The following is a 19,670-nucleotide window of genomic DNA, read 5'->3' as shown; positions in this document are numbered from 1 at the left end:
CCGTCCCCCGCAACCCACGTCGAGTAACGACAGAGGAGACCGGAGTGCCCCGACCACCCCGTGCCCGCGTACCCATCACCGCCACACTTCTCACGCTCGGCCTCGCCGCGACCGGCCTCGTCGGCGCCCCTGCCGCACAGGCCGCGCCGAGCACCAAGACTGTCGCGCAGAGCACCTCCGTCCAGCAGGCCAAGCCCTTAGCGGCTCCGGAGGCCGCAGCCGACGACTTCTCGGTGCTGGTCTTCTCCAAGACCGCCGGCTTCCGCCACGCCTCCATTCCCACCGGCATCGCCGCCATCCAGGAACTCGGCGCGGAGCACGGTTTCACCGTCGACACCACCGAGGACGGCGCCGCCTTCACCGACGCGAACCTGGCCCAGTACCGGGCCGTCATCTGGCTCTCCACCACGGGAGACGTGCTGACGGCCGACCAGCAGGCGGCGTTCGAGCGCTACATCCAGGCCGGTGGTGGCTACGCCGGCATCCACGCCGCGTCCGACACCGAGTACAGCTGGTCCTGGTACGGCGAACTGGTGGGGGCGTACTTCAACAGCCACCCGGCCAACCAGACGGCCACCGTCAAGGTCGAGGATCCGGCTCACCCCTCCACCGCCCACCTGCCGGAACGCTGGTCCCGGTTCGACGAGTGGTACAACTACCGCACCAACCCGCGGGGCGCGGTGCACGTGCTGGCCACCCTCGACGAGACCAGCTACTCCGCCGGGTCCGGGGCCATGGGACACGACCACCCGATCGCCTGGTGTCAGGACTACGACGGCGGCCGAGCCTGGTACACCGGCGGTGGCCACACCGACGAGTCGTACGCCGAACCGGAGTTCCGCACCCACTTGCTCGGCGGCATCCGTACCGCGGCCGGGATCGAGGGTGCCGACTGCGGGGCGTCGCTGACCGCCAGCTTCGAGAAGGTGACGCTGGACAGCAACACCAGCAACCCGATGGAGCTGGACATCGCGCCCGACGGCCGGGTCTTCTACATCGAACGCGACGGCCGGGTGCAGATCGTCAAGCCGGACACCGGCAACACGGTCACCGCCATCGACCTCGACGTCTTCACCGGCAACGAGGACGGCCTGATCGGCATCCGCCTCGACCCGGACTTCGCCACCAACAACTGGGTCTACCTCTACTACGCCCCGAACGACGGGGTGGCGCGCAACGTGCTCTCCCGGTTCACGGTCAGCGGTGACTCGATCGACGCGGCCACCGAGCAGGTCGTGCTCCAGGTCGACACCCAACGCAACACCTGCTGCCACGCCGGCGGCACCATGACGTTCGACTCCGCCGGCAACCTCTACCTGGCCACCGGGGACAACACCAACCCGTTCTCGTCGGACGCGTACACGCCGATCGACGAGCGGCCCGGGCGCGCCGACTACGACGCGCAGCGCACCTCCGGCAACACCAACGACCTGCGCGGCAAGGTGATCCGGATCCACCCGGAGGACGACGGGACGTACACCATCCCGGAGGGCAACCTCTTCCCGCCGGGCACGGAGCAGACCCGCCCCGAGATCTACGCGATGGGCTTCCGCAACCCGTTCCGGATCGGCATCGACCCGGCCACCGACACCCTCTACGTCGCCGACTACGGCCCGGACGCCGCGTCGGACAACCCGGACCGTGGCCCGGAGGGCCTGGTGGAGTGGAACATCGTCGCCGAACCGGGCAACTACGGCTGGCCGTACTGCACGGGGACCAACGAGGCGTACAACGACTACCAGTTCCCCTCCGGCCCGAGCGGACCGAAGTTCGACTGCGCCGCCGTGGTGAACAACTCGCCCAACAACACCGGCCTGACCAACCTCCCGCCGGCCATCCCGGCCACCGTCGACTACGGCTACGGCGGTGACCCGCGCTACCCGGAGATCGGTGGCGGCGGCGCGCCGATGGGCGGCCCGGTCTACCGGTACGACGCAGACCTCGACTCGAACCGCAAGTGGCCGGCGTACTACGACGGCAAGGCGCTGCTCGGCGAGTGGAACCAGTCGAAGATGTACACGATGCAGGTCACCGAGGACGGCAAGGATCTGGTCGACATCAACCAGTTGCTCACCGGGATGTCCTTCATCCGCCCGATGGACTTCGAGTTCGGTCCGGACGGTGCGATGTACCTGATCGAGTGGGGCAGCGGCTTCGGCGGCAACAACGACAACTCCGGCGTCTACCGGATCGATTACATCGCCGGTGACCGGGCGCCGATCGCGGTGGCCAGTGCCGAGCCCACCTCGGGGCAGGCCCCACTGACCGTGGCCTTCTCCAGCGCCGGCTCGCGCGACCCCGACGGGGGCACGCTCGGCTACGCCTGGACGTTCGGCGACGGTGGCACCTCCACCGAGGCCAACCCCACCCACACGTACGCCGAGGCGGGCAACTACACCGCCCAGCTGACCGTCACCAACCCCAAGGGTCGTACGGCGGTGGCGAACGTGCCGATCACGGTGGGCAACACCGCGCCGACCGTGACCATCGAGTTCCCGCCGGACGGTGGCTTCTTCGACTGGGGCGACCAGGTCAAGTACACGATCAAGGTGACCGACCCGGAGGACGAGGAGATCGACTGCGCCGACGTCCAGCTTCAGGTGCTGCTCGGTCACGACGAGCACGCCCACCCGCTGGAGCAGCACACCGGCTGCACCGGCACGGTGCAGACCCAGCTCGCCGCCGGCCACGGCGCCGAGGCGGACGTCTTCACCGTGTTCGAGGCGACCTACACCGACCAGGGCGGGACCGGTGGGGCCAACCCGCTGACCGGCCGGGCGATCGAGATTCTCCAGCCCAAGCGCAAGCAGGCCGAGTACTTCACCGCGACCGGCCGGGCCGAGGACGGCACCGGCGGCGGTGACCCCGGGGTGATGCGCGAGACCACCGGCGACACCGCCGGCGGCGGTCAGAACATCGGCGCCATCGAGGACGGCGACTGGTGGTCGGTCGTACCGGCCGACCTGACCGAGATCGACGAGATCCGGTTCCGGGTCGCCTCGGCGACCAGCGGCGGCGTGATCGAGGTCCGCGCCGGCGCGGTCGACGGGCCCGTGGTCGCCTCGGCGACCGTGCCGGGTACCGGCGACTGGCAGACCTACACCGACGTCACCGCACCGGTGACCGGTGCGGCGAGCGGTTCGCTGTACTTCGTGGCCCAGGACCCGGCGGGCGGCGCGGGGTCGCTGTTCAACGTCAACTGGGCGGACTTCGTCGGTAAGGGCGTCACCGACAACGCGCCGCCGGCGGTCACCGCGACCGCCACGCCGGCCACCGGCACCGCACCGGTCACCATCGCGTTCGGCGGCACCGCCACCGACCCCGAGGGCGACATTCCGCTGACGTACGAGTGGGACTTCGGTGACGGCGGCACGGCGGACACGCTCCAGGCCGAGCACACGTACGCCGCACCCGGCAACTTCACCGCCACCCTGACGGTGACCGACAGCCGTGGTGCCCGGTCGTACGCGACCGTACCGGTCCGGATCGACTCGCCGAACACGTCCTGCCTCGGGGCACGTTCGGACAACTTCGACGGCGACACGCTCAACCGCGACCGGTGGACCAGCGTGGTGCGGGAGAACCAGCTCCTGTCCGTCTCCGACGGCGCGCTGCGACTTCCCACCGGGGTCGGTGACCTCTACGGCAGCCGCAACGACGCCACCAACCTGGTGCTCCAGCCCGCGCCGACGGGTGCCTGGCAGGCGACCACCAAGGTGACTCTCCCGGTCACGGCCAACTACCAGCAGGCCGGCCTGCTGGTCTACGGCGACGACGACAACTACGCCAAGCTGGATCTGCTCTACAACGGCAGCCGGCGGGTGGAGTTCATCCGGGAGGATGCCGGCACGCCGCGCAACGAGGGTGCCGACAGCGCTGACGCACCGGCGGGTGACACCGTCTACCTGCGGGTGAGCAGTGACGGCACCAGCCTGACCGCCGCACTCTCCGCCGACGGTCAGACGTTCACCCCGGTCGGTCGCTCCGCCGCACTGGCGGGCATCGAGAACCCGCGGATCGGCCTGTTCGCCCTCAACGGCGGCACCGACGCGCCCGTGGTGGAGGCCGCGTTCGACTGGTTCCAGGTGATACCGGACGAGCCGGCCGGCCCGGTCGACCCGTCCGACGAGTTCACCGGCATCTCGCTGGACAAGTGCCGGTGGAACGCGATCCTCCGGGAGGACCTGAGCGCCTACCGGGTCAGCGGTGGCTCGTTGCACATCGACGTGCCCAACGGTGACATCTACGGCACCAACAACACCGGGCCGACGAACTTCATCCTCCAGAACACGCCGAGCGGCGACTGGACGATGGAGACCAAAATCGACGGCAGTCTGCTGGACGAGCAGTACCAGCAGGCCGGTCTGATCGTGTACGGCGACGACGACAACTACCTGAAGTTCGACTTCGTGGTGGACAACCAGGCCGGCCAGCCGGTGTCCCGGCGGATCGAGCTGCGCAGCGAGATCGACGGGACGATCCAGGATCCACAGCCGGGTGCGGAGAACCTGACCTCGGCCGAGTGGTATCTGCGGCTGGTCCGCACCGGTGACACCTTCACCGGGTCGTACTCGGCCGACGGCACCACCTGGACGGCCCTGACCGAGCTGACCAACGCGGCCGTGGGGGCGACCCCGAAGGTGGGCGTGTTCACCCTCGGTGGCAACCAGACCGCCTCGAAGTCGGCGTCGTTCGACTACTTCCGGTTCTCCACCGAGGCCGGACCGGACGACGACACCGCACCGGTCACCACGGCCGAGGTGTCCGGCACCCCGGTCGAGGGTTGGCTCACCGGCCCGGCGACGGTCACCTTGACCGCCGCCGACAACGACGGCGGCAGCGGGGTGGCTCGCACCGAGTACCAACTCGATGACGCCACCACCTGGACCACCTACACCGAACCGGTGCCGGTGACCGGGGACGGCGAGCACGAGCTGCGGTTCCGCTCCGTCGACGAGGCCGGCAACGTGGAGGAGACGAAGGCGGTCACCGTCCGCATCGACGCCACCGCGCCGGTCAGCACCGCGACGTTCGCCCCGGCGAACGACGAGGGCTGGCACGACGGCACCATTCCGGTGGTGCTCACCTCGACCGACGCCGGTTCCGGGGTGGCGCTGCTGGAGTGGTCACTGGACGGCGGCGACTGGACGCCGTACACCGAGCCGATCGAGATCAGTGGCGACGGGGACCACGAGCTGCTCTACCGGGCCACCGACACCGCCGGCAATGCCGAGACGTTGAAGGCGGCGGTGGTACGCATCGACGGCACGAAGCCGACCCTGTTGGTCTCCGGCATCGCCGACGGCCAGCTCTACGGCGACAGCCAGGATGTCCGGGTGTCGTGGCAGGCGGTCGACCCGACCTCGGGTATCGCGACCGTGGTCGGTCAGCTCAACGACCGGCCCTACGTCAGCGGCACGCTCCAGGCGATGTACGAGCTGCCGCTGGGCCTGCACGAGCTGACCGTCACGGCGACCGACAAGGCGGGCAACGCCACCAGCACGACGGTCCGCTTCTTCGTCACCACCTCGTTCCGGGACATGCAGAACCTGCTGGACCGGTTCAAGGCGACGGGGCGGCTCACCAACAAGGCGTACAACCAGTTGTCGAAGCGGCTCTCCAACGCCCGTACGGCGGAGGCGGCGGGCAACGACAAGCGGGCGATCAACCAGCTCACCGCGTTCCGGACGCTGGCCGGTGACGCCGAGTTGGTCGGCGAGGCGGAGATCCGGGACGTGCTGATCCGGGACGCCGATGCCATGATCGTCCGGCTCGGTGGCTCGGCCAGCAAGGCTGGCGTACGAGCCAACGACGGCGAGTCCGTCAAGGGCACCGGCCGCCTAGGCGGCGACCCCACCCGCCTACCCCCCAACCGCAAGCTGTAAGCCCAAGGCCCCGCCCGGCACCGCGCCGGGCGGGGCCCCTTCACCATCCCTGTTGATCATGAGGTTGGCGGCAGTTCTGGAGATCAAGAACGCCGCCAACCTCATGATCAACGCAAGGGGTGGGTGGGTGGGTGGGTCAGCGGTCGAGGACTGCTCGGAGGGCTTTGAGGTCGGGCTCGGTGGGTTGCCAGGTGCCGGCTTCGGCGTTGGCGCGTACCTGCTCCGGTGTGGTGGCGCCGGCGATGACCGAGGTGACGGTCGGCTGGGCGGCCAGGCCGCCGATCGCCACGTGCAGCATCGGCACACCCCGTTCCGCGGCGTACGCCTCGATTCCCTCGATGGTGTCCCAGTCGGCGGCGGCGAGGCGCTGGGCGTACCGGCCGCCGCCCGCCAGCCGGCTGCCGGCGGGCGGTGCCTCACCCCGCTTGTACTTGCCGGTGAGCAGCCCGTTGGCCAACGGGAAGAACGGCAGCATGCCCAACCCGAACCGGTCGCAGGCCGGCAGCACCTCGATCTCGGCGTCCCGGTTGAGCAGGCTGTAGTGGTTCTGCGCGCTGACGAACCGGTTGAATCCCCGCGTCTTCGCCGCCCAGTCGGCGTCGGCGATCTGCCAGCCGGCGAAGTTGGAGTTGCCGAGGTACCGCACCTTGCCGGCGCGGACCAGATCGTCCAGGGCGGACAACGTCTCGTCGATCGGGGTACCCGGGTCCGGCTCGTGGAACTGATACAGATCGATATAGTCGGTGTCCAGCCGACGCAACGACGCCTCGACCGCCCGGATCACGTACCGCCGCGAGCCGCGTACCCCGAAGTCCCGTCCGTTGCTGCCGGCCATCGACATGCCGAACTTGGTCGCCAGCACCACGTCGTCCCGGCGCCCCTTGAGGGCCGCGCCGAGTTGCGCCTCCGAGGCACCGTGCGGCTCGCCGTAGATGTCGGCGGTGTCGAAGAAGTTGATCCCGGCGTCGAGGGCCGCGTCGACCACCGCGCGGGTGCCGTCGAGATCGAGTTTGCGGCCGAAGTTGTTGCAGCCGATTCCCACGACGGACACCACGAGCCCGGAGTCGCCCAGCCGGCGATAGGTCATCTCACTCACGAGATCACCATATGTCGCCCCGTCGGGTGGTCGCAGGGCCGGCCGCGGGAGCAGACCGCTCAGGCCACGTCCCAGACCGGCTCGTCGGTCTCGACCACCTCGCCGTCACCACGGAACAGCAGGAACCGGTCGAAGGTGCGGGTGAACCAGCGGTCGTGGGTGACCGCCACCACCGTGCCGGAGAACGCGGTGAGCCCGACCTCCAACGCCTCGGCCGACGCCAGGTCGAGGTTATCGGTGGGCTCGTCGAGCAGCAGCATCGTCGCGCCGGACAGCTCCAGCAGCAGCACCAGGAAACGGGCCTGCTGACCGCCGGAGAGGGTGCCGAAGCGCTGGTCACCCTGCCCCGCCAGCTCGTACCGGGACAGCGCCGCCATGGCCGCGTGCCGGTCCATGCCGGCCCGGTGCTCGTCGCCCCGCCAGAGGATCTCCACGAGCGTCCGCGCCATCAACTCGGGTCGGTCGTGGGTCTGGGAGAAGTGACCGGGACGCACCCGGGCACCGAGTCGGGCCATCCCGTCGTGCGCCACCGGCGCGAGCGCCGCCGCACCGTCGACCGGGCCGTTCGCCGGGTCCGGGTCCGTCCCGCCCCGGGCCAGCAGGCGCAGGAAGTGCGACTTGCCGGTGCCGTTGGCACCGAGTACCGCGAGGCGGTCGCCGTACCACAGCTCCAGGTCGAAGGGGTAGGTCAGGCCGTCCAGCTCCAGCTGCTCGCAGACCAGCGCACGCTTGCCGGTCCGCCCGCCGGCCAGCCGCATCCGGATGTCCTGCTCCTTCGGTGGTACGGGCGGCGGCCCGGCCTCCTCGAACTTGCGCAACCGGGTCTGCGCCGCCTGGTAACGCGAGGCCATTCCGGAGTTGTACGCCGCCTTCTGCTTGTACATCAGCATCAGCTCGCGCAGCTTCTGGTGCTCCTCGTCCCACCGCTTCCGCTGCTCGTCGAGACGGTCGTGCCGCGCCATGCGCGCCGCGTGCCAGCTGGCGAAGCCGCCCGGGTGCACCCAGGCGCTACCGCCCTCCACCGCGACCACCCGATCGGCGGTGTGCGCCAGCAGCTCCCGGTCGTGCGAGACGTAGAGCACCGACTTGGCCGACTCCCGCAGCCGCGCCTCCAGCCAGCGCTTGCCGGGCACGTCGAGGAAGTTGTCCGGCTCGTCGAGCAGCAGCACCTCGTCGGGGCCGCGCAGCAGCAACTCCAGCGCGAAGCGCTTCTGCTGCCCACCGGAGAGAGTGCGGACCGGACGGTGCCGAGCGGTCTCCCAGGGCAGGTCGAGGACGACGGTGGCGACGGTGTCGAAGAGCACCTCGGCGTCGTACCCGCCAGTCTCTCCCCAGGCAGCCAACGCGTCGGCGTACGCCAGCTGAGCCTTGCCGGCGGCGGTGCTGTACTTGCCGCGCAGCTCGGCGTCGCGCATGGCCGCCTCGGTCTCGGCCAGCCGGTGCCCGGCGTCGCGCAGCGGCGGCGGCGCGAGCGACAGGGCCAGGTCGGCGAGGGTCGACTCGTCACCGATCATGCCAATGAACTGGCGCATGACACCCAGCCCACCGGTACGCGCGATCGCGCCGGCACGCACCGGCAGGTCACCGGCGACCATCCGCAGCAACGTCGTCTTGCCCGCACCGTTCGGCCCGACCAGCGCCACCTTGGCACCCTCACCGACCCGGAACGACACGTCGGCGAAGAGTTGCCGCCCGTCCGGCAGGACATGCCCGACCGCCGCCACGTCCACGTATCCCACGCGGGCATCCTGCCCGAGCCGGGCCGGCGGGCCAACCGATTACCCGGTCAGTGGGCGACGCGCAACACCCGGAACCCCTTCTGGCTGGCGTGTCGGGTCACCCGCCAACCCTGCTCGGTAAGCCAACCCTGCAACGAGTCACCGCCGAGGTGGCGGGCCACCACGAGCCAGGCGACGCCGTCCGGAGCGAGCCGGGGCAGCCACCGCAGCAGCAGCTGGTGCAGTTCGTCCTTGCCGACCCGGATCGGCGGGTTGGACCAGATCTGCGCGAAGCGCAGGTCGGCGGGTACCTCCTCGGGGGCCGTCACCCGCAGCCGGCCGGACAGCCCGAGCCGGGCGGCGTTCTCGGCGGTCAGGTCACGGGCCCGCTCGTTCACGTCCACCGCCCAGGTGGTGGTCATGGGGGCGACGGTGGCGAGCACGCAGGCGATCGGGCCGAACCCGCAGCCGAGGTCGAGCAGGGCCCCGGTGGTCGTGGCGTCCGGCGGCTCCGCCTTACGCAGCAACACGGCGGTGCCGGGGTCCAGGCGGCTGGCTGAGAAGACCCCGGACGCCGAGACCAGGGTGTAGTCGCGCCCGGCGACGGTGAACTGCACCTCGCGCGCCCGGGCGGGCGCGTCCGGTTCGGCGGTGAAGTAGTGGTCCCCGGTCACGCGGGCCATTCTCGCACCGAGGCGGATCGGGCCGACCGTGCGGCTGCGGCAGGGGATCCGACACGTCGATCCGCCGCGTTTCCGCAAAATAACCACTAAAGGGATAAACATCCCTACTCTGGACGACATGGTGTATCGGTACGACTCCGATGAGGACGCATACGTCCCGTTCCGGGACGACGAACCCGAGGGCAGTTCGCCCCGCCCCGGCCCGCCGCCCCCGGCCGGGCCGTCCCCGTCGCGCTTCCCCACCCCGTCGCTGGCCCGTCCGAACCAGATCATGCTGCCGTCGTCGGCGCCGCCGCGCGGGGCGTTCCCCGCCACCCAGCAGGAGCCAGCACCACGGTACGGCCCGGCACCGGCCCCGCCCGACGAACCGGCACCGGTCGGCGTGGCGGCGGCACCGCCGGAGCCGGGTACGACGACCGTCGCGCCGCCGCCCCGCCGAGGTGGCGGTCGCACCTGGCAGGTGCTGGTCGGCGGTGCCGCGGCGCTGGTACTGCTCGCCCTCTGCGGTCTCACCGCCGCCACCCTGTTGGACGGTCGGACCCTGATCGGTCAGCAGGCCGGGCCCAGCGCCGCACCGGACACCACCCGCGACACGGTGCCCGCCGAGGCCAGCGACCTCGACTCCCGGGACACCGACCAGGCACCGCTCACCGCCCGCGAGGTCTTCCCCGCCAGTACCCTCGCCGTTGGCGACGGCGAGACCGGCTACGAGGTGCTACGCACCCAGTCCAGCGCCAGTTGCGCGGTAGCCGCCACCGGGGAGGTCTCAGAACTACTGGTACGGCTCGGCTGCAACCAGGTCGTCCGGGCGACCCTGCGCGCACCGGACGGCGACCACCTGGTCACCACGGGACTGTTCAACCTCACCGACCGGTCCAGCGCCGAGCGGGCCCGGGACCGGATCCGCCAACTGCTCGACGAGCGGCAGGGCCGCTTCCGCGGCATGTCGGCGGGAGACGGCACGGAGGTCATCGCCACCGCACCGGCGCGGGTCGGCTGGCAGGTACGCGGCCACTACATCGCCTACGCAGTGGTCGCCCGCACCGACGGCGCCACCATCCGCTCCGGTGACACCACAGTCCGCGAGATCCTCTTCGACATGCTCGAACAGCATCTCAACCAGGGCGTGCTGGAGCGGCGTGCCGAAGGCGGAACGGCCAGCCAGCCGACCGAGGGCCCCACCGACGACACCGGCAACCAGGACGAATCCACCGAGGACTGACCAACCGGCATCGGCGGAAGGGCCCGCCGTTCAACTGTCGGCGGAAACCCGTAGCCGGCGGGTCGCCTCGGCCCGGCGCGCGTACTCGGCGGGATCGTCCGGGTAGCCGACCGCCACCAGGGTCAGCCCGTGCGCCGGCGCCACGGTCACCTCGCTGGCCCGCTCCCGACGGGCCAGCAGGTCGGCTGGCCACCGCACCGGTCGGCGACCGTCCCCGGCGACCAGCATGGCGCCGACCAGGCTACGGACCATCGCCTGACAGAACGCGTCGGCCTGCACAGTGGCGACCAGGATCCCGTCGGCGTCCCGCCGCCAGTCCAGCCTGGTCACCTCCCGCAGCGTGGTGGCGTTCTCCTTGCGCCGGCAGTACGCGGCGAAGTCGTGCTCCCCCACCAGTCCGGCCGCCGCGGCGGTGAGCCGGTCGAGGTCGAGTACCCGCGGCCAGGCCAGGATCTCGTGCCGGCGCAGCGGGTCGCACCCCCACGGCGCGTCGGTCACCCGATACTCGTAGCGGCGGAAGGTCGCCGAGAAGCGGGCATCGAAGGTGGCCGGCACCTCACGCATCGCCCGCACCCGCAGATCGGTCGGGAGCAGCCGGGCCAGCCGGCGCAGCAGCCGCCCTTCGTGTGCCCGCCAGACGTCGACGGGCAGATCCAGGTGGCAGACCTGCCCGCTGGCATGCACCCCCGCGTCGGTGCGGCCAGCGACGGTCAGTCCGGCCGCGACGCCGGTGCCGAGCACCAGGTCCAGCGTCTCGACCAGCACGCCCGCGACCGTGCGCCGCTGCGGCTGGGCGGCCCAGCCGGAGAAGGCCGTGCCGTCGTACGCGACATCCAGCCGCAGCCGGGTGCGCTCCTCCACGTCGTACCTCCCAAGGCCCTGTGGCGAAGTCCCGGGCCGGCCTGCGGCGGGCCCAGGCAGCGGCTGAGGACTTCGCGAGACCCTCAACGGGTCGGGCCCGGCACCCCGTGGGGTGCCGGGCCCGACGACGGCCTGGATCAGGCCTTGCCTTCCTCGGTGGCCAGGTCGCTGTCCTCGCGGGCAGCGGCGGTGTCACCGGAAGCCGACTGCGGCGGCTCGGCGTCCTGGTCGGTCGGCTGCGACGCGGGGGCCTCCTCGGCCGGCGCCAGCGCCTCGACCTTGTCCTGCTGGGCGGCCTTGCGGCCGGCGGTCTTCTTGTTCGCCTTCGGCTCGGCGACCTGAAGCTCCTCGACCAGTTCGATGATCGCCATCGGCGCGGCGTCACCCTTGCGCGGACCGGTCTTCACGATCCGGGTGTAGCCACCGCTGCGGTTGGCGTACCGCGGCGCGATCTGGTCGAACAGGGCGTAGACCACGTCCTTGTCCTTGACCACGGTCAGCACCCGCCGACGCGACGCGAGGTCGCCCCGCTTGGCCTTGGTGATCAGCTGCTCGGCGAGCGGACGCAGCCGCCGAGCCTTGGTCTCGGTGGTCTGGATCTTGCCGTGCTGGAACAGCGCGGTGGCCAGGTTGGCCAGCATCAGCCGCTCGTGCGCGGGGCTGCCGCCGAGGCGGGGGCCCTTGGTGGGCGTGGGCATGCTTGGTGCTCCTCAGGTGTGGCGGCAGCGCGGACTAGAGCTGCTCGGTCTCGCGGTAGTCGTCGGTGTCGTAGTCGGCCTCGCCGAAGGCGTCCACGACGTGCGCCGGGTCGAAGTTCGGAGCCGAGTCCTTCAGCCCGAGACCCATCCCGGCGAGCTTCATCTTGACCTCGTCGATCGACTTCTGACCGAAGTTGCGGATGTCGAGGAGGTCGGCCTCGGTACGCCCGATGAGCTCACCAACGGAGTTGATGCCCTCGCGCTTGAGGCAGTTGTAGGAGCGGACGGTCAGGTCCAGCTCCTCGATCGGCAGGGCCAGGTCCGCCGCCAGCTGCGCGTCCTGCGGGGACGGGCCGATGTCGATGCCCTCGGCGGTCTCGTCCAGCTCGCGGGCCAGCCCGAACAGCTCCACAAGCGTCGAACCGGCCGAGGCCAGTGCGGTGCGGGGCCCCATGGACGGCTTGGTCTCGACGTCGATGATCAGCCGGTCGAAGTCCGTCCGCTGCTCGACCCGGGTCGCCTCGACGCGGTAGGTCACCTTGAGCACCGGGGAGTAGATCGAGTCGACCGGGATCCGGCCGATCTCCGCACCCGCCTGCTTGTTCTGCGCCGCCGTGACGTAACCACGACCCCGCTCGACGGTCAACTCCATGTCGAGCCGGCCCTTGCCGTTGAGGGTGGCCAGCTTCAGGTCCGGGTTGTGCACCGAGACACCGGCCGGAGGCTGGATGTCGCCGGCGGTCACGTCGCCCGGGCCCTGCTTACGCAGGTACATGCTGACCGGCTCGTCGTGCTCGGAGCTGACGCAGAGCTCCTTGATGTTCATGACGAGCTCGACCACGTCCTCCTTGACCCCGGGGATCGTGGTGAACTCGTGCAGCACACCGTCGATCTTGATCGAGGTGACGGCCGCACCCGGGATGGACGACAGCAGCGTACGCCGCAGCGAGTTGCCCAGGGTGTAGCCGAAGCCCGGCTCCAGCGGCTCGATGGTGAACCGGGACCGGGTCTCGTTGATCGACTCCTCGGAGAGGGTCGGTCGCTGGCTGATGAGCATGTTTTCTCTTCTCTTCCGGGGCGCCCGCCATATGACGCCCACGACACAAACTGTTCCGGTGGCCCGCCCTGCCGGGCGGGCCACCGCAACGAGCCCTACTTGGAGTAGAGCTCGACGATCAGCTGCTCCTGGACCTGGGTGTCGATCACCTGTCGGGCCGGGAGCGAGTGCACCAGGATCTTCATCTGGCTGGGGATCGCCTCCAGCCACGCCGGAACGGTCTTGGAGCCGGCCTCGGCCTGGGCCACGATGAACGGGGTGAGCTCCTTGCTCTTGACCCGAACCTCGATGATGTCGTGCTCCTTGACGCGGTACGACGGGATGTCGACCTTCTTGCCGTTCACCGTGAAGTGACCGTGCTTGACCAGCTGACGAGCCATGTCCCGGGACTTGGCGTAGCCGGACCGGTAGACCACGTTGTCCAGCCGCGACTCGAGGATCTGCAGCAGCACCTCGCCCGTCTTGGCCTTCTTGCTCACGGCTTCCTCGTAGTAGCCGCGGAACTGCTTCTCCAGCACGCCGTAGACGCGGCGGGCCTTCTGCTTCTCACGGAGCTGGAGCAGGTACTCCGTCTCCTTCGTGCGGCCGCGGCCGTGCTGCCCGGGCGGGAACGGCCGGGACTCGAACGGGCACTTCGGACCATCGCACTTGCTGCCCTTGAGGAACAGCTTCATCTTCTCCCGCCGGCAACGGCGGCAGTCGGCACCGGTGTAACGAGCCATCTCTCTCTACCTCTCAGACCCGACGACGCTTCGGCGGACGGCACCCGTTGTGCGGCTGCGGGGTGACGTCGGAAATCTGCCCGACCTCAAGGCCCACGGCCTGCAGCGAACGGATGGCGGTCTCCCGGCCGGAGCCGGGGCCCTTGACGAACACGTCGACCTTGCGCATGCCGTGCTCCATGGCCCGGCGCGCGGCGGCCTCGGCGGCCAGCTGCGCGGCGAACGGAGTCGACTTGCGGGAGCCCTTGAAGCCCACCTGGCCGGACGAGGCCCAGGAGATGACGGCACCAGTCGGATCGGTGATCGAGACGATGGTGTTGTTGAAGGTGCTCTTGATGTGCGCCTGCCCGTGGGCGACGTTCTTACGTTCCTTGCGCCGGACCTTTTTGACAGCGGCTCCGGCACGAGCCTTCGGTGGCATAAGTCTTGTGCGCTCCTGTTTCGGTTCTCGATCGGCTTCCGGTCTTCCGCCCCGCTGATTCCGTGGACACCGGTTCCAGTTGGAGCCCGGCCGGCCTCGGCGGAGAACGACCAGAATTCCGGTTTAAGAACTACTACTTCTTGCCAGGCTTCTTCTTGCCGGCGACGGTCCGCTTCGGGCCCTTGCGGGTCCGCGCGTTGGTCTTGGTCCGCTGGCCACGCACGGGCAGGCCCCGGCGGTGCCGGATGCCGGCGTAGCAGCCGATCTCGACCTTGCGGCGGATGTCAGCGGCGACCTCGCGGCGCAGGTCGCCTTCAACCTTGTAGTTGGCCTCGATGTGGTTGCGGAGCTGGACCAGCTCCTCGTCCGTGAGGTCCCGGACGCGCTTGTCCGGCGAGATGCCGGTGGCGCTGAGCGTCTCCAGGGCGCGGGTGCGGCCCACGCCGAAGATGTAGGTGAGCGCGATCTCCATCCGCTTCTCGCGGGGAAGGTCGACGCCGACTAGACGTGCCATGTGCGGGCGTACTCCTCGTGGTGTGCTGGCGAAGGTGTGGACCCGTCCCACCCCGCTACCGGCCGTCCCTGTCCTTCCGACGCCGATGGCGCCGGCGACCGGGATCGGTCGCTGCCCGAGCGGGCCCCGGCCTTCGACCGGGGGTCAACCACGATTGAGTACGCGCTGCGCACCGCTCGCGGCTGGGACGAGCATGTGTGATGTGTGGGCTGTTCAGCCCTGGCGCTGCTTGTGGCGCGGGTCGGTGCAGATGACCATGACCCGGCCGTGCCGGCGGATCACCCGGCACTTGTTGCAGATCCTCTTGACGCTCGGCTTGACCTTCACGGTTGCCTTACTTCCCATCTGGCCCGGCGTCGCGAGGCGCGACACCGGACGTCGAAGACGGACACGGGACGTTTCCCGGCCGCCGTCAGGCTTACTTGTAGCGGTAGACGATGCGCCCGCGGGTCAGGTCGTACGGCGATAGCTCGACGACGACCCGATCCTCCGGCAGGATGCGGATGTAGTGCTGCCGCATCTTGCCGCTGATGTGAGCCAGCACCTTGTGGCCGTTGGCGAGCTCCACCCGGAACATAGCGTTCGGCAGGGGCTCGATGACCCGACCTTCGATCTCGATGGCTCCGTCTTTTTTCGGCATGTCCTCCGCTGTCCTGACGTCGGTTGCTCCGGACGGCCCACAACGTCTTACACGGGTGCTTGACCAAGATCAGGCTTCCCGCGCCAGCCGCGGCTCCGCGTCCCACCGAAGCGCTGGTGGGCATGGCGGAGTGGACGCTGTGCGCCGATCAGAAAGTGTACGCCCGCCTGCACGTCGTCGCCAAACCGACCGGCCACCTGGGCTCGACCAGGTCCAGGAAACGGGACATTCAGCCCGCATCGCCCCGGTCGGGCCGCCGCGTCGGCTCGCCCACCGGGGCCTCGGTAGCCTCGCCGGGCCCGGTGTCCGTCACGCTACCGGGAGCCGCTTCGATCCCGTCGTCGGCCGCCACCGGTCGGGCCTCGGTGCCTCCGTCAGCCGCCGCTCCGCCGGAGCCGGCGGGCCCGATGGCGGCCGGCTGCTCCTGACTGAGGGCCTTACGCTCGCGCTTGAGCGCCCGCTTCTCGGCGCGCCGCTGCCGGCGGCGCTCCCGCTCGGCCGCCCACCGCGCAGGCTCACCGCTGGCCAGCCCGGTGACGGTACGCACCAGCACCACCGCTCCCCACGGCCCCGCAACCCAGCCTGGCCAGAAGTAGAGCGGTTCACCGGCCGCCAGCGAAGTGACGGCCCAGATCGCCACCACGATCCCGACCACCTTCAGCCAGGGTTCCCAGACCTCGGCCAGCCAGCGCGCGGTGAGTCCGCGTCCGGCCTCGGCCGGCACCGGGACGCCCGGCTGCCGAGACGTCGGCAGCACCGCACCGCCGGACGCCGGCAGGTCACCGACGAGAGCATCGAGCTCGGCGTACGTGCGGGCGGCATAGGCCCGCTGCAACCGGTCGTCGTACTCGTGCAGGTCGAGTCGGCCCTCGTCGAGAGCGACCCGGAGGCGGTCGGCGATGGCCTGCCGGTCGGCGTCCGCTGCCCGCATGGCGTCCCGCTCGTCCATGCCGGCAAGCATGCCACCAGGCTGCCAGTACCGCCGTGTCGGCCGTCTCGGTGACGCAGGCGTCGGCAGTCGCCGCAGATGCCCGCGTTACGCGGTCCGCGTGACGCTCGGCTGGCGAGCGGTGACCAGGTCGCCCAGGCGGGCCCGGCCGCCGTCGTACGCGGTCAGCACCCACACACCGTCGGGCAGCAGGGCCATGCTGTGCTCGACGTGCGCGGCACGCGAGCCGTCGCGGGTGACGACGGTCCATCCGTCGTCGAGTTCCGCCGTACGCGGCGAACCCATGGTGATCATCGGCTCGATGGCAAGCGCCAGCCCCGGCACCAACCGTGGCCCCTTGCCCGGCCGCCCGTGGTTGAGCACGTGCGGGTCCTGATGCATCTCGGTGCCGATGCCGTGGCCGCCGTAGCCGTCGACGATGCCGTAACGCCCCGCCTTGCGGATCGCGCGTTCCACCGCGTGCGAGATGTCGGTCAGTCGGCCCTTGCCGCTGGCGGCGCCGCGAGCGGCCGCAGCGATCCCGGCCCACATCGCGTCCTCGGCGACCTCGGCCATCCGCAGCAGCGCCGGATCGACCTCGCCCACACCGACCGTGATCGCCGCGTCGCCGTGCCACCCGTCGAGCACCGCACCGCAGTCGATCGAGATCAGGTCGCCGTCTGCGAGTACCTGCTTCGGCGACGGGATGGCGTGCACGATCTGCTCGTTGACCGAGGAACAGATCGACGCCGGAAACCCGTGGTAGCCCTTGAACGACGGGACGGCTCCCGCAGCGCGGATCGTCGTCTCGGCGATCTCGTCCAGATCGGCGGTGCTCACCCCGGGGGCCACCGCCTCCCGCATCCGGCGAAGCGCCTCCGCGACCACGAGGCCGGCAGCCCGCATCTTCTCGATCTGCTCAGGAGTCTTCAGCTGGATGTCCAGCTGGGGACGACGCATGGAGGTGCTACCTTTCGTTGCCCAAACAGCGGGGTACGACCCGCGTACCCCGCTGTTCGCACTCTATCCGGCCGACCGCCGGGCGACCTCAGCCCCCGTACGAGCGGAGGGCGTCGATGGCGCGGACCGTGACGTCCTCCACCGGGCCGGTGGCGTCGATGCCGACCAGCTTGCTCTGTGCGCCGTAGTAGTCCACCAACGGCGAGGTCTTCTCGGCGTACTCCCGCAGCCGGGCGGCGATGGTTTCCGGCTTGTCGTCGTCCCGCTGGAACAGCTCCGCGCCACACCGGTCGCAGATGCCCTCCCGGCTGGTCGGGTCGAACTCGACATGCCAGATCTTGCCGCAGCCCCGGCAGGTACGCCGGCCGGAGAGCCGGCGGATCACCTCGTCGTCGTCGACGACCAGTTCGAGCACGATGTCCAGCGCGGTTCCGAGATCCGCGAGGAGCTTGTCCAGTGCGGCGGCCTGCGGGGTGGTGCGCGGGAAACCGTCGAGCAGGAAACCCTCGGCGGCGTCCGGCTCAGCGAGCCGGTCCCGCACCATGTTGATGGTGACCTCGTCCGGGACGAGCTTGCCGGCGTCCATGTATCGCTTGGCCTCGACGCCGAGCGGGGTGCCCTGGGACACGTTGGCCCGGAAGATGTCGCCGGTCGAGATCTTCGGCACGGACAGATGCGCGGCGATGAACTCCGCCTGTGTGCCCTTGCCCGCACCCGGCGGGCCAACCAGAACCAGTCTCATCTACCGCAGGAACCCTTCGTAGTTCCGCTGCATCAGTTGGCTCTCGATCTGCTTGCTCGTCTCCAGAGCCACGCCGACCATGATCAGCACTGCGGTACCGCCGAACGGGAAGTTGAGGTACTGCTGCCGGTCCAGCCAGATGAAGAAGAAGTTCGGCAGGATCGAGATGATCGCGAGGTACAGCGCACCCGGCAGGGTGATGCGACTGAGGATGAAGTCCAGGTAGTCGGCGGTCGGCTTGCCGGGGCGGATGCCCGGCACGAAGCCGCCGTACTTCTTCATGTTGTCTGCGACCTCGGTCGGGTTGAACGTGATCGAGACGTAGAAGTACGTGAAGAAGATGATCAGCAGGAAGTAGACCACGATGTAGATCGGGCTGGTCGGGTCGACCAGGTTGTTCTGGATCCACGCCTGGGTCTTGCCCGGGTCATTCTGGTCGAAGAACTGCAACGCCAGCTGCGGCAGGTAGAGCAGCGACGAACCGAAGATGACCGGGATCACACCCGCCTGGTTGACCTTGAGCGGAATGTAGGTCGAGGTGCCGCCGTACATCCGCCGGCCGATCATGCGCTTGGCGTACTGCACCGGGATGCGGCGCTGCGCCTGCTCGATGAAGGTCACCGCGGTGATGACCACCAGCACCAGCGCGATGACGAGCATGAACTTCCACCAGCCCTGGCTCTCCTTGATCCGCCAGCCCTCGCTGGGCAGGCGGGCCGCGATGGAGGTGAAGATCAGCACCGACATGCCGTTTCCGACACCCCGGTCGGTGATCAGCTCGCCGAGCCACATGACCATGCCGGTGCCGGCGGTCATCGTCATCACCAGGATGGACAGGGTCAGCCAGTCCGGGACGCCGGTGCCGGTCGGGATGATCTCCTCGTTGCACTGGTTGTTGAACAGCTGCCCGGAGCGGGCCAGCGCCACGAACGCCGAGGCCTGCAGGACACCCAGCCCCAGCGTCAGGTAGCGGGTGTACTGGGTGATCTTCGCCTGGCCGGCCTGGCCCTCCTTACGGAGCTGCTCGAGCCGGGGGATGACCACCGTCAGCAGCTGCAGGATGATCGACGCGGTGATGTAGGGCATGATGCCCAGCGCGAAGATCGACAGCTGCAGCAGCGCGCCGCCGGAGAAGAGGTCGAGCAGGTTCAGTACGCCGGTGGACCCTTCGAGGGTCTCCAGGCACTTCTGCACGTTGCCGTACGAGACGCCCGGGCTGGGCACCGTGGCGCCGAGCCGATAGATCGCGATGATGCCGACTGTGAACAGCAGCTTCTTGCGCAGGTCAGGCGTACGGAACGCACTGAGAAAGGCGGACAGCAACTTCTTCCTCCTGCGCGAGGCGGGCCGCCGGTCGTCCCTGGCGGGTCGGGGTGGGTTCCGGGCAAGTGCCCGATATCCATGGCTGGGAAGGGACTCTAACAGCCCGATCCCGGTCCGGGCAGATGTGCCCGGCCACATAAACCGAATCCGATGTTACCGGGCGCACAAGCCCGTTGTAGACCATGGCGCCCGCCAGCTGG

The 19,670-nt window shown here is 69.8% G+C and carries 17 protein-coding genes; 2 read left to right on the top strand and 15 right to left on the bottom strand.

Annotated features, from left to right (window positions below):
• Positions 1-44: 44 nt before the first annotated feature.
• A complete protein-coding gene (locus ACFY2A_RS17895; protein WP_387172837.1) occupies positions 45-5,885 on the top strand; it encodes a ThuA domain-containing protein in 5,841 nt (1,946 codons plus the stop codon).
• Positions 5,886-6,021: 136 nt separating this feature from the next.
• Here the strand turns inward: ACFY2A_RS17895 and ACFY2A_RS17890 are convergent, their stop codons facing one another.
• From ACFY2A_RS17890 to ACFY2A_RS17880, 3 genes are all read right to left on the bottom strand, one after another.
• Complete coding sequence (locus tag ACFY2A_RS17890; RefSeq protein ID WP_387173074.1) at positions 6,022-6,972, bottom strand: aldo/keto reductase; 951 nt, start codon at positions 6,970-6,972, stop codon at positions 6,022-6,024.
• A 68-nt stretch (positions 6,973-7,040) separates the two neighbouring features.
• Positions 7,041-8,720 (bottom strand): ABC-F family ATP-binding cassette domain-containing protein, encoded by a 1,680-nt coding sequence (locus tag ACFY2A_RS17885; protein ID WP_387172835.1) that lies wholly within the window; start codon positions 8,718-8,720, stop codon positions 7,041-7,043.
• A gap of 47 nt (positions 8,721-8,767) precedes the next feature.
• On the bottom strand, positions 8,768-9,373 hold the full coding sequence (locus ACFY2A_RS17880; protein WP_387172833.1) for a class I SAM-dependent methyltransferase: 606 nt from the start codon (positions 9,371-9,373) through the stop codon (positions 8,768-8,770).
• A 127-nt stretch (positions 9,374-9,500) separates the two neighbouring features.
• Here ACFY2A_RS17880 and ACFY2A_RS17875 point away from each other — a divergent pair, with 127 nt between their 5' ends.
• Positions 9,501-10,604 carry a hypothetical protein gene (locus ACFY2A_RS17875; RefSeq protein WP_387172831.1) on the top strand — a complete coding sequence of 368 codons (1,104 nt, stop codon included), beginning with the start codon at positions 9,501-9,503 and terminating at the stop codon, positions 10,602-10,604.
• A 30-nt stretch (positions 10,605-10,634) separates the two neighbouring features.
• Here the strand turns inward: ACFY2A_RS17875 and truA are convergent, their stop codons facing one another.
• The 12 genes from truA to secY all read right to left on the bottom strand — a co-directional run bounded on the left by truA (position 10,635) and on the right by secY (position 19,470).
• Entirely contained in the window at positions 10,635-11,465 is an 831-nt protein-coding gene (gene truA / locus ACFY2A_RS17870) for a tRNA pseudouridine(38-40) synthase TruA (RefSeq protein ID WP_387172829.1), read from the bottom strand.
• 137 nt (positions 11,466-11,602) lie between these two features.
• Positions 11,603-12,163, bottom strand: coding sequence for a 50S ribosomal protein L17 (rplQ, locus tag ACFY2A_RS17865; RefSeq protein WP_363918444.1), 561 nt, complete (start codon positions 12,161-12,163; stop codon positions 11,603-11,605).
• A gap of 34 nt (positions 12,164-12,197) precedes the next feature.
• Positions 12,198-13,220, bottom strand: a complete 1,023-nt coding sequence (locus ACFY2A_RS17860) for a DNA-directed RNA polymerase subunit alpha (protein WP_013735931.1) — start codon at positions 13,218-13,220, stop codon at positions 12,198-12,200.
• Between the two features lie 95 nt (positions 13,221-13,315).
• Complete coding sequence (gene rpsD, locus ACFY2A_RS17855; RefSeq protein WP_363918442.1) at positions 13,316-13,942, bottom strand: 30S ribosomal protein S4; 627 nt, start codon at positions 13,940-13,942, stop codon at positions 13,316-13,318.
• 13 nt (positions 13,943-13,955) lie between these two features.
• Complete coding sequence (gene rpsK / locus ACFY2A_RS17850; RefSeq protein WP_013288613.1) at positions 13,956-14,363, bottom strand: 30S ribosomal protein S11; 408 nt, start codon at positions 14,361-14,363, stop codon at positions 13,956-13,958.
• 133 nt (positions 14,364-14,496) lie between these two features.
• Positions 14,497-14,877, bottom strand: coding sequence for a 30S ribosomal protein S13 (gene rpsM, locus ACFY2A_RS17845; protein ID WP_093403631.1), 381 nt, complete (start codon positions 14,875-14,877; stop codon positions 14,497-14,499).
• Between the two features lie 213 nt (positions 14,878-15,090).
• Complete coding sequence (gene rpmJ / locus ACFY2A_RS17840; protein ID WP_012184307.1) at positions 15,091-15,204, bottom strand: 50S ribosomal protein L36; 114 nt, start codon at positions 15,202-15,204, stop codon at positions 15,091-15,093.
• A gap of 91 nt (positions 15,205-15,295) precedes the next feature.
• Entirely contained in the window at positions 15,296-15,517 is a 222-nt protein-coding gene (infA, locus tag ACFY2A_RS17835; RefSeq protein ID WP_007073013.1) for a translation initiation factor IF-1, read from the bottom strand.
• A gap of 229 nt (positions 15,518-15,746) precedes the next feature.
• Positions 15,747-16,448 carry a DUF1707 domain-containing protein gene (locus ACFY2A_RS17830; RefSeq protein ID WP_387173072.1) on the bottom strand — a complete coding sequence of 234 codons (702 nt, stop codon included), beginning with the start codon at positions 16,446-16,448 and terminating at the stop codon, positions 15,747-15,749.
• Between the two features lie 105 nt (positions 16,449-16,553).
• Complete coding sequence (gene map, locus ACFY2A_RS17825; protein WP_387172826.1) at positions 16,554-17,405, bottom strand: type I methionyl aminopeptidase; 852 nt, start codon at positions 17,403-17,405, stop codon at positions 16,554-16,556.
• An 88-nt stretch (positions 17,406-17,493) separates the two neighbouring features.
• A complete protein-coding gene (locus tag ACFY2A_RS17820; protein WP_363918437.1) occupies positions 17,494-18,147 on the bottom strand; it encodes an adenylate kinase in 654 nt (217 codons plus the stop codon).
• A complete protein-coding gene (gene secY / locus ACFY2A_RS17815; protein ID WP_363918435.1) occupies positions 18,148-19,470 on the bottom strand; it encodes a preprotein translocase subunit SecY in 1,323 nt (440 codons plus the stop codon). It abuts the gene before it with no gap.
• Positions 19,471-19,670: the final 200 nt, after the last annotated feature.

Origin of the sequence: Micromonospora sp. NPDC000442 (genome assembly GCF_042898635.1) — a bacterium.
Lineage (GTDB): Bacteria > Actinomycetota > Actinomycetes > Mycobacteriales > Micromonosporaceae > Micromonospora.
The sequence above is the reverse complement of the archived record's forward strand: the minus strand, read 5'-3'. Positions and strand labels throughout refer to the sequence as shown.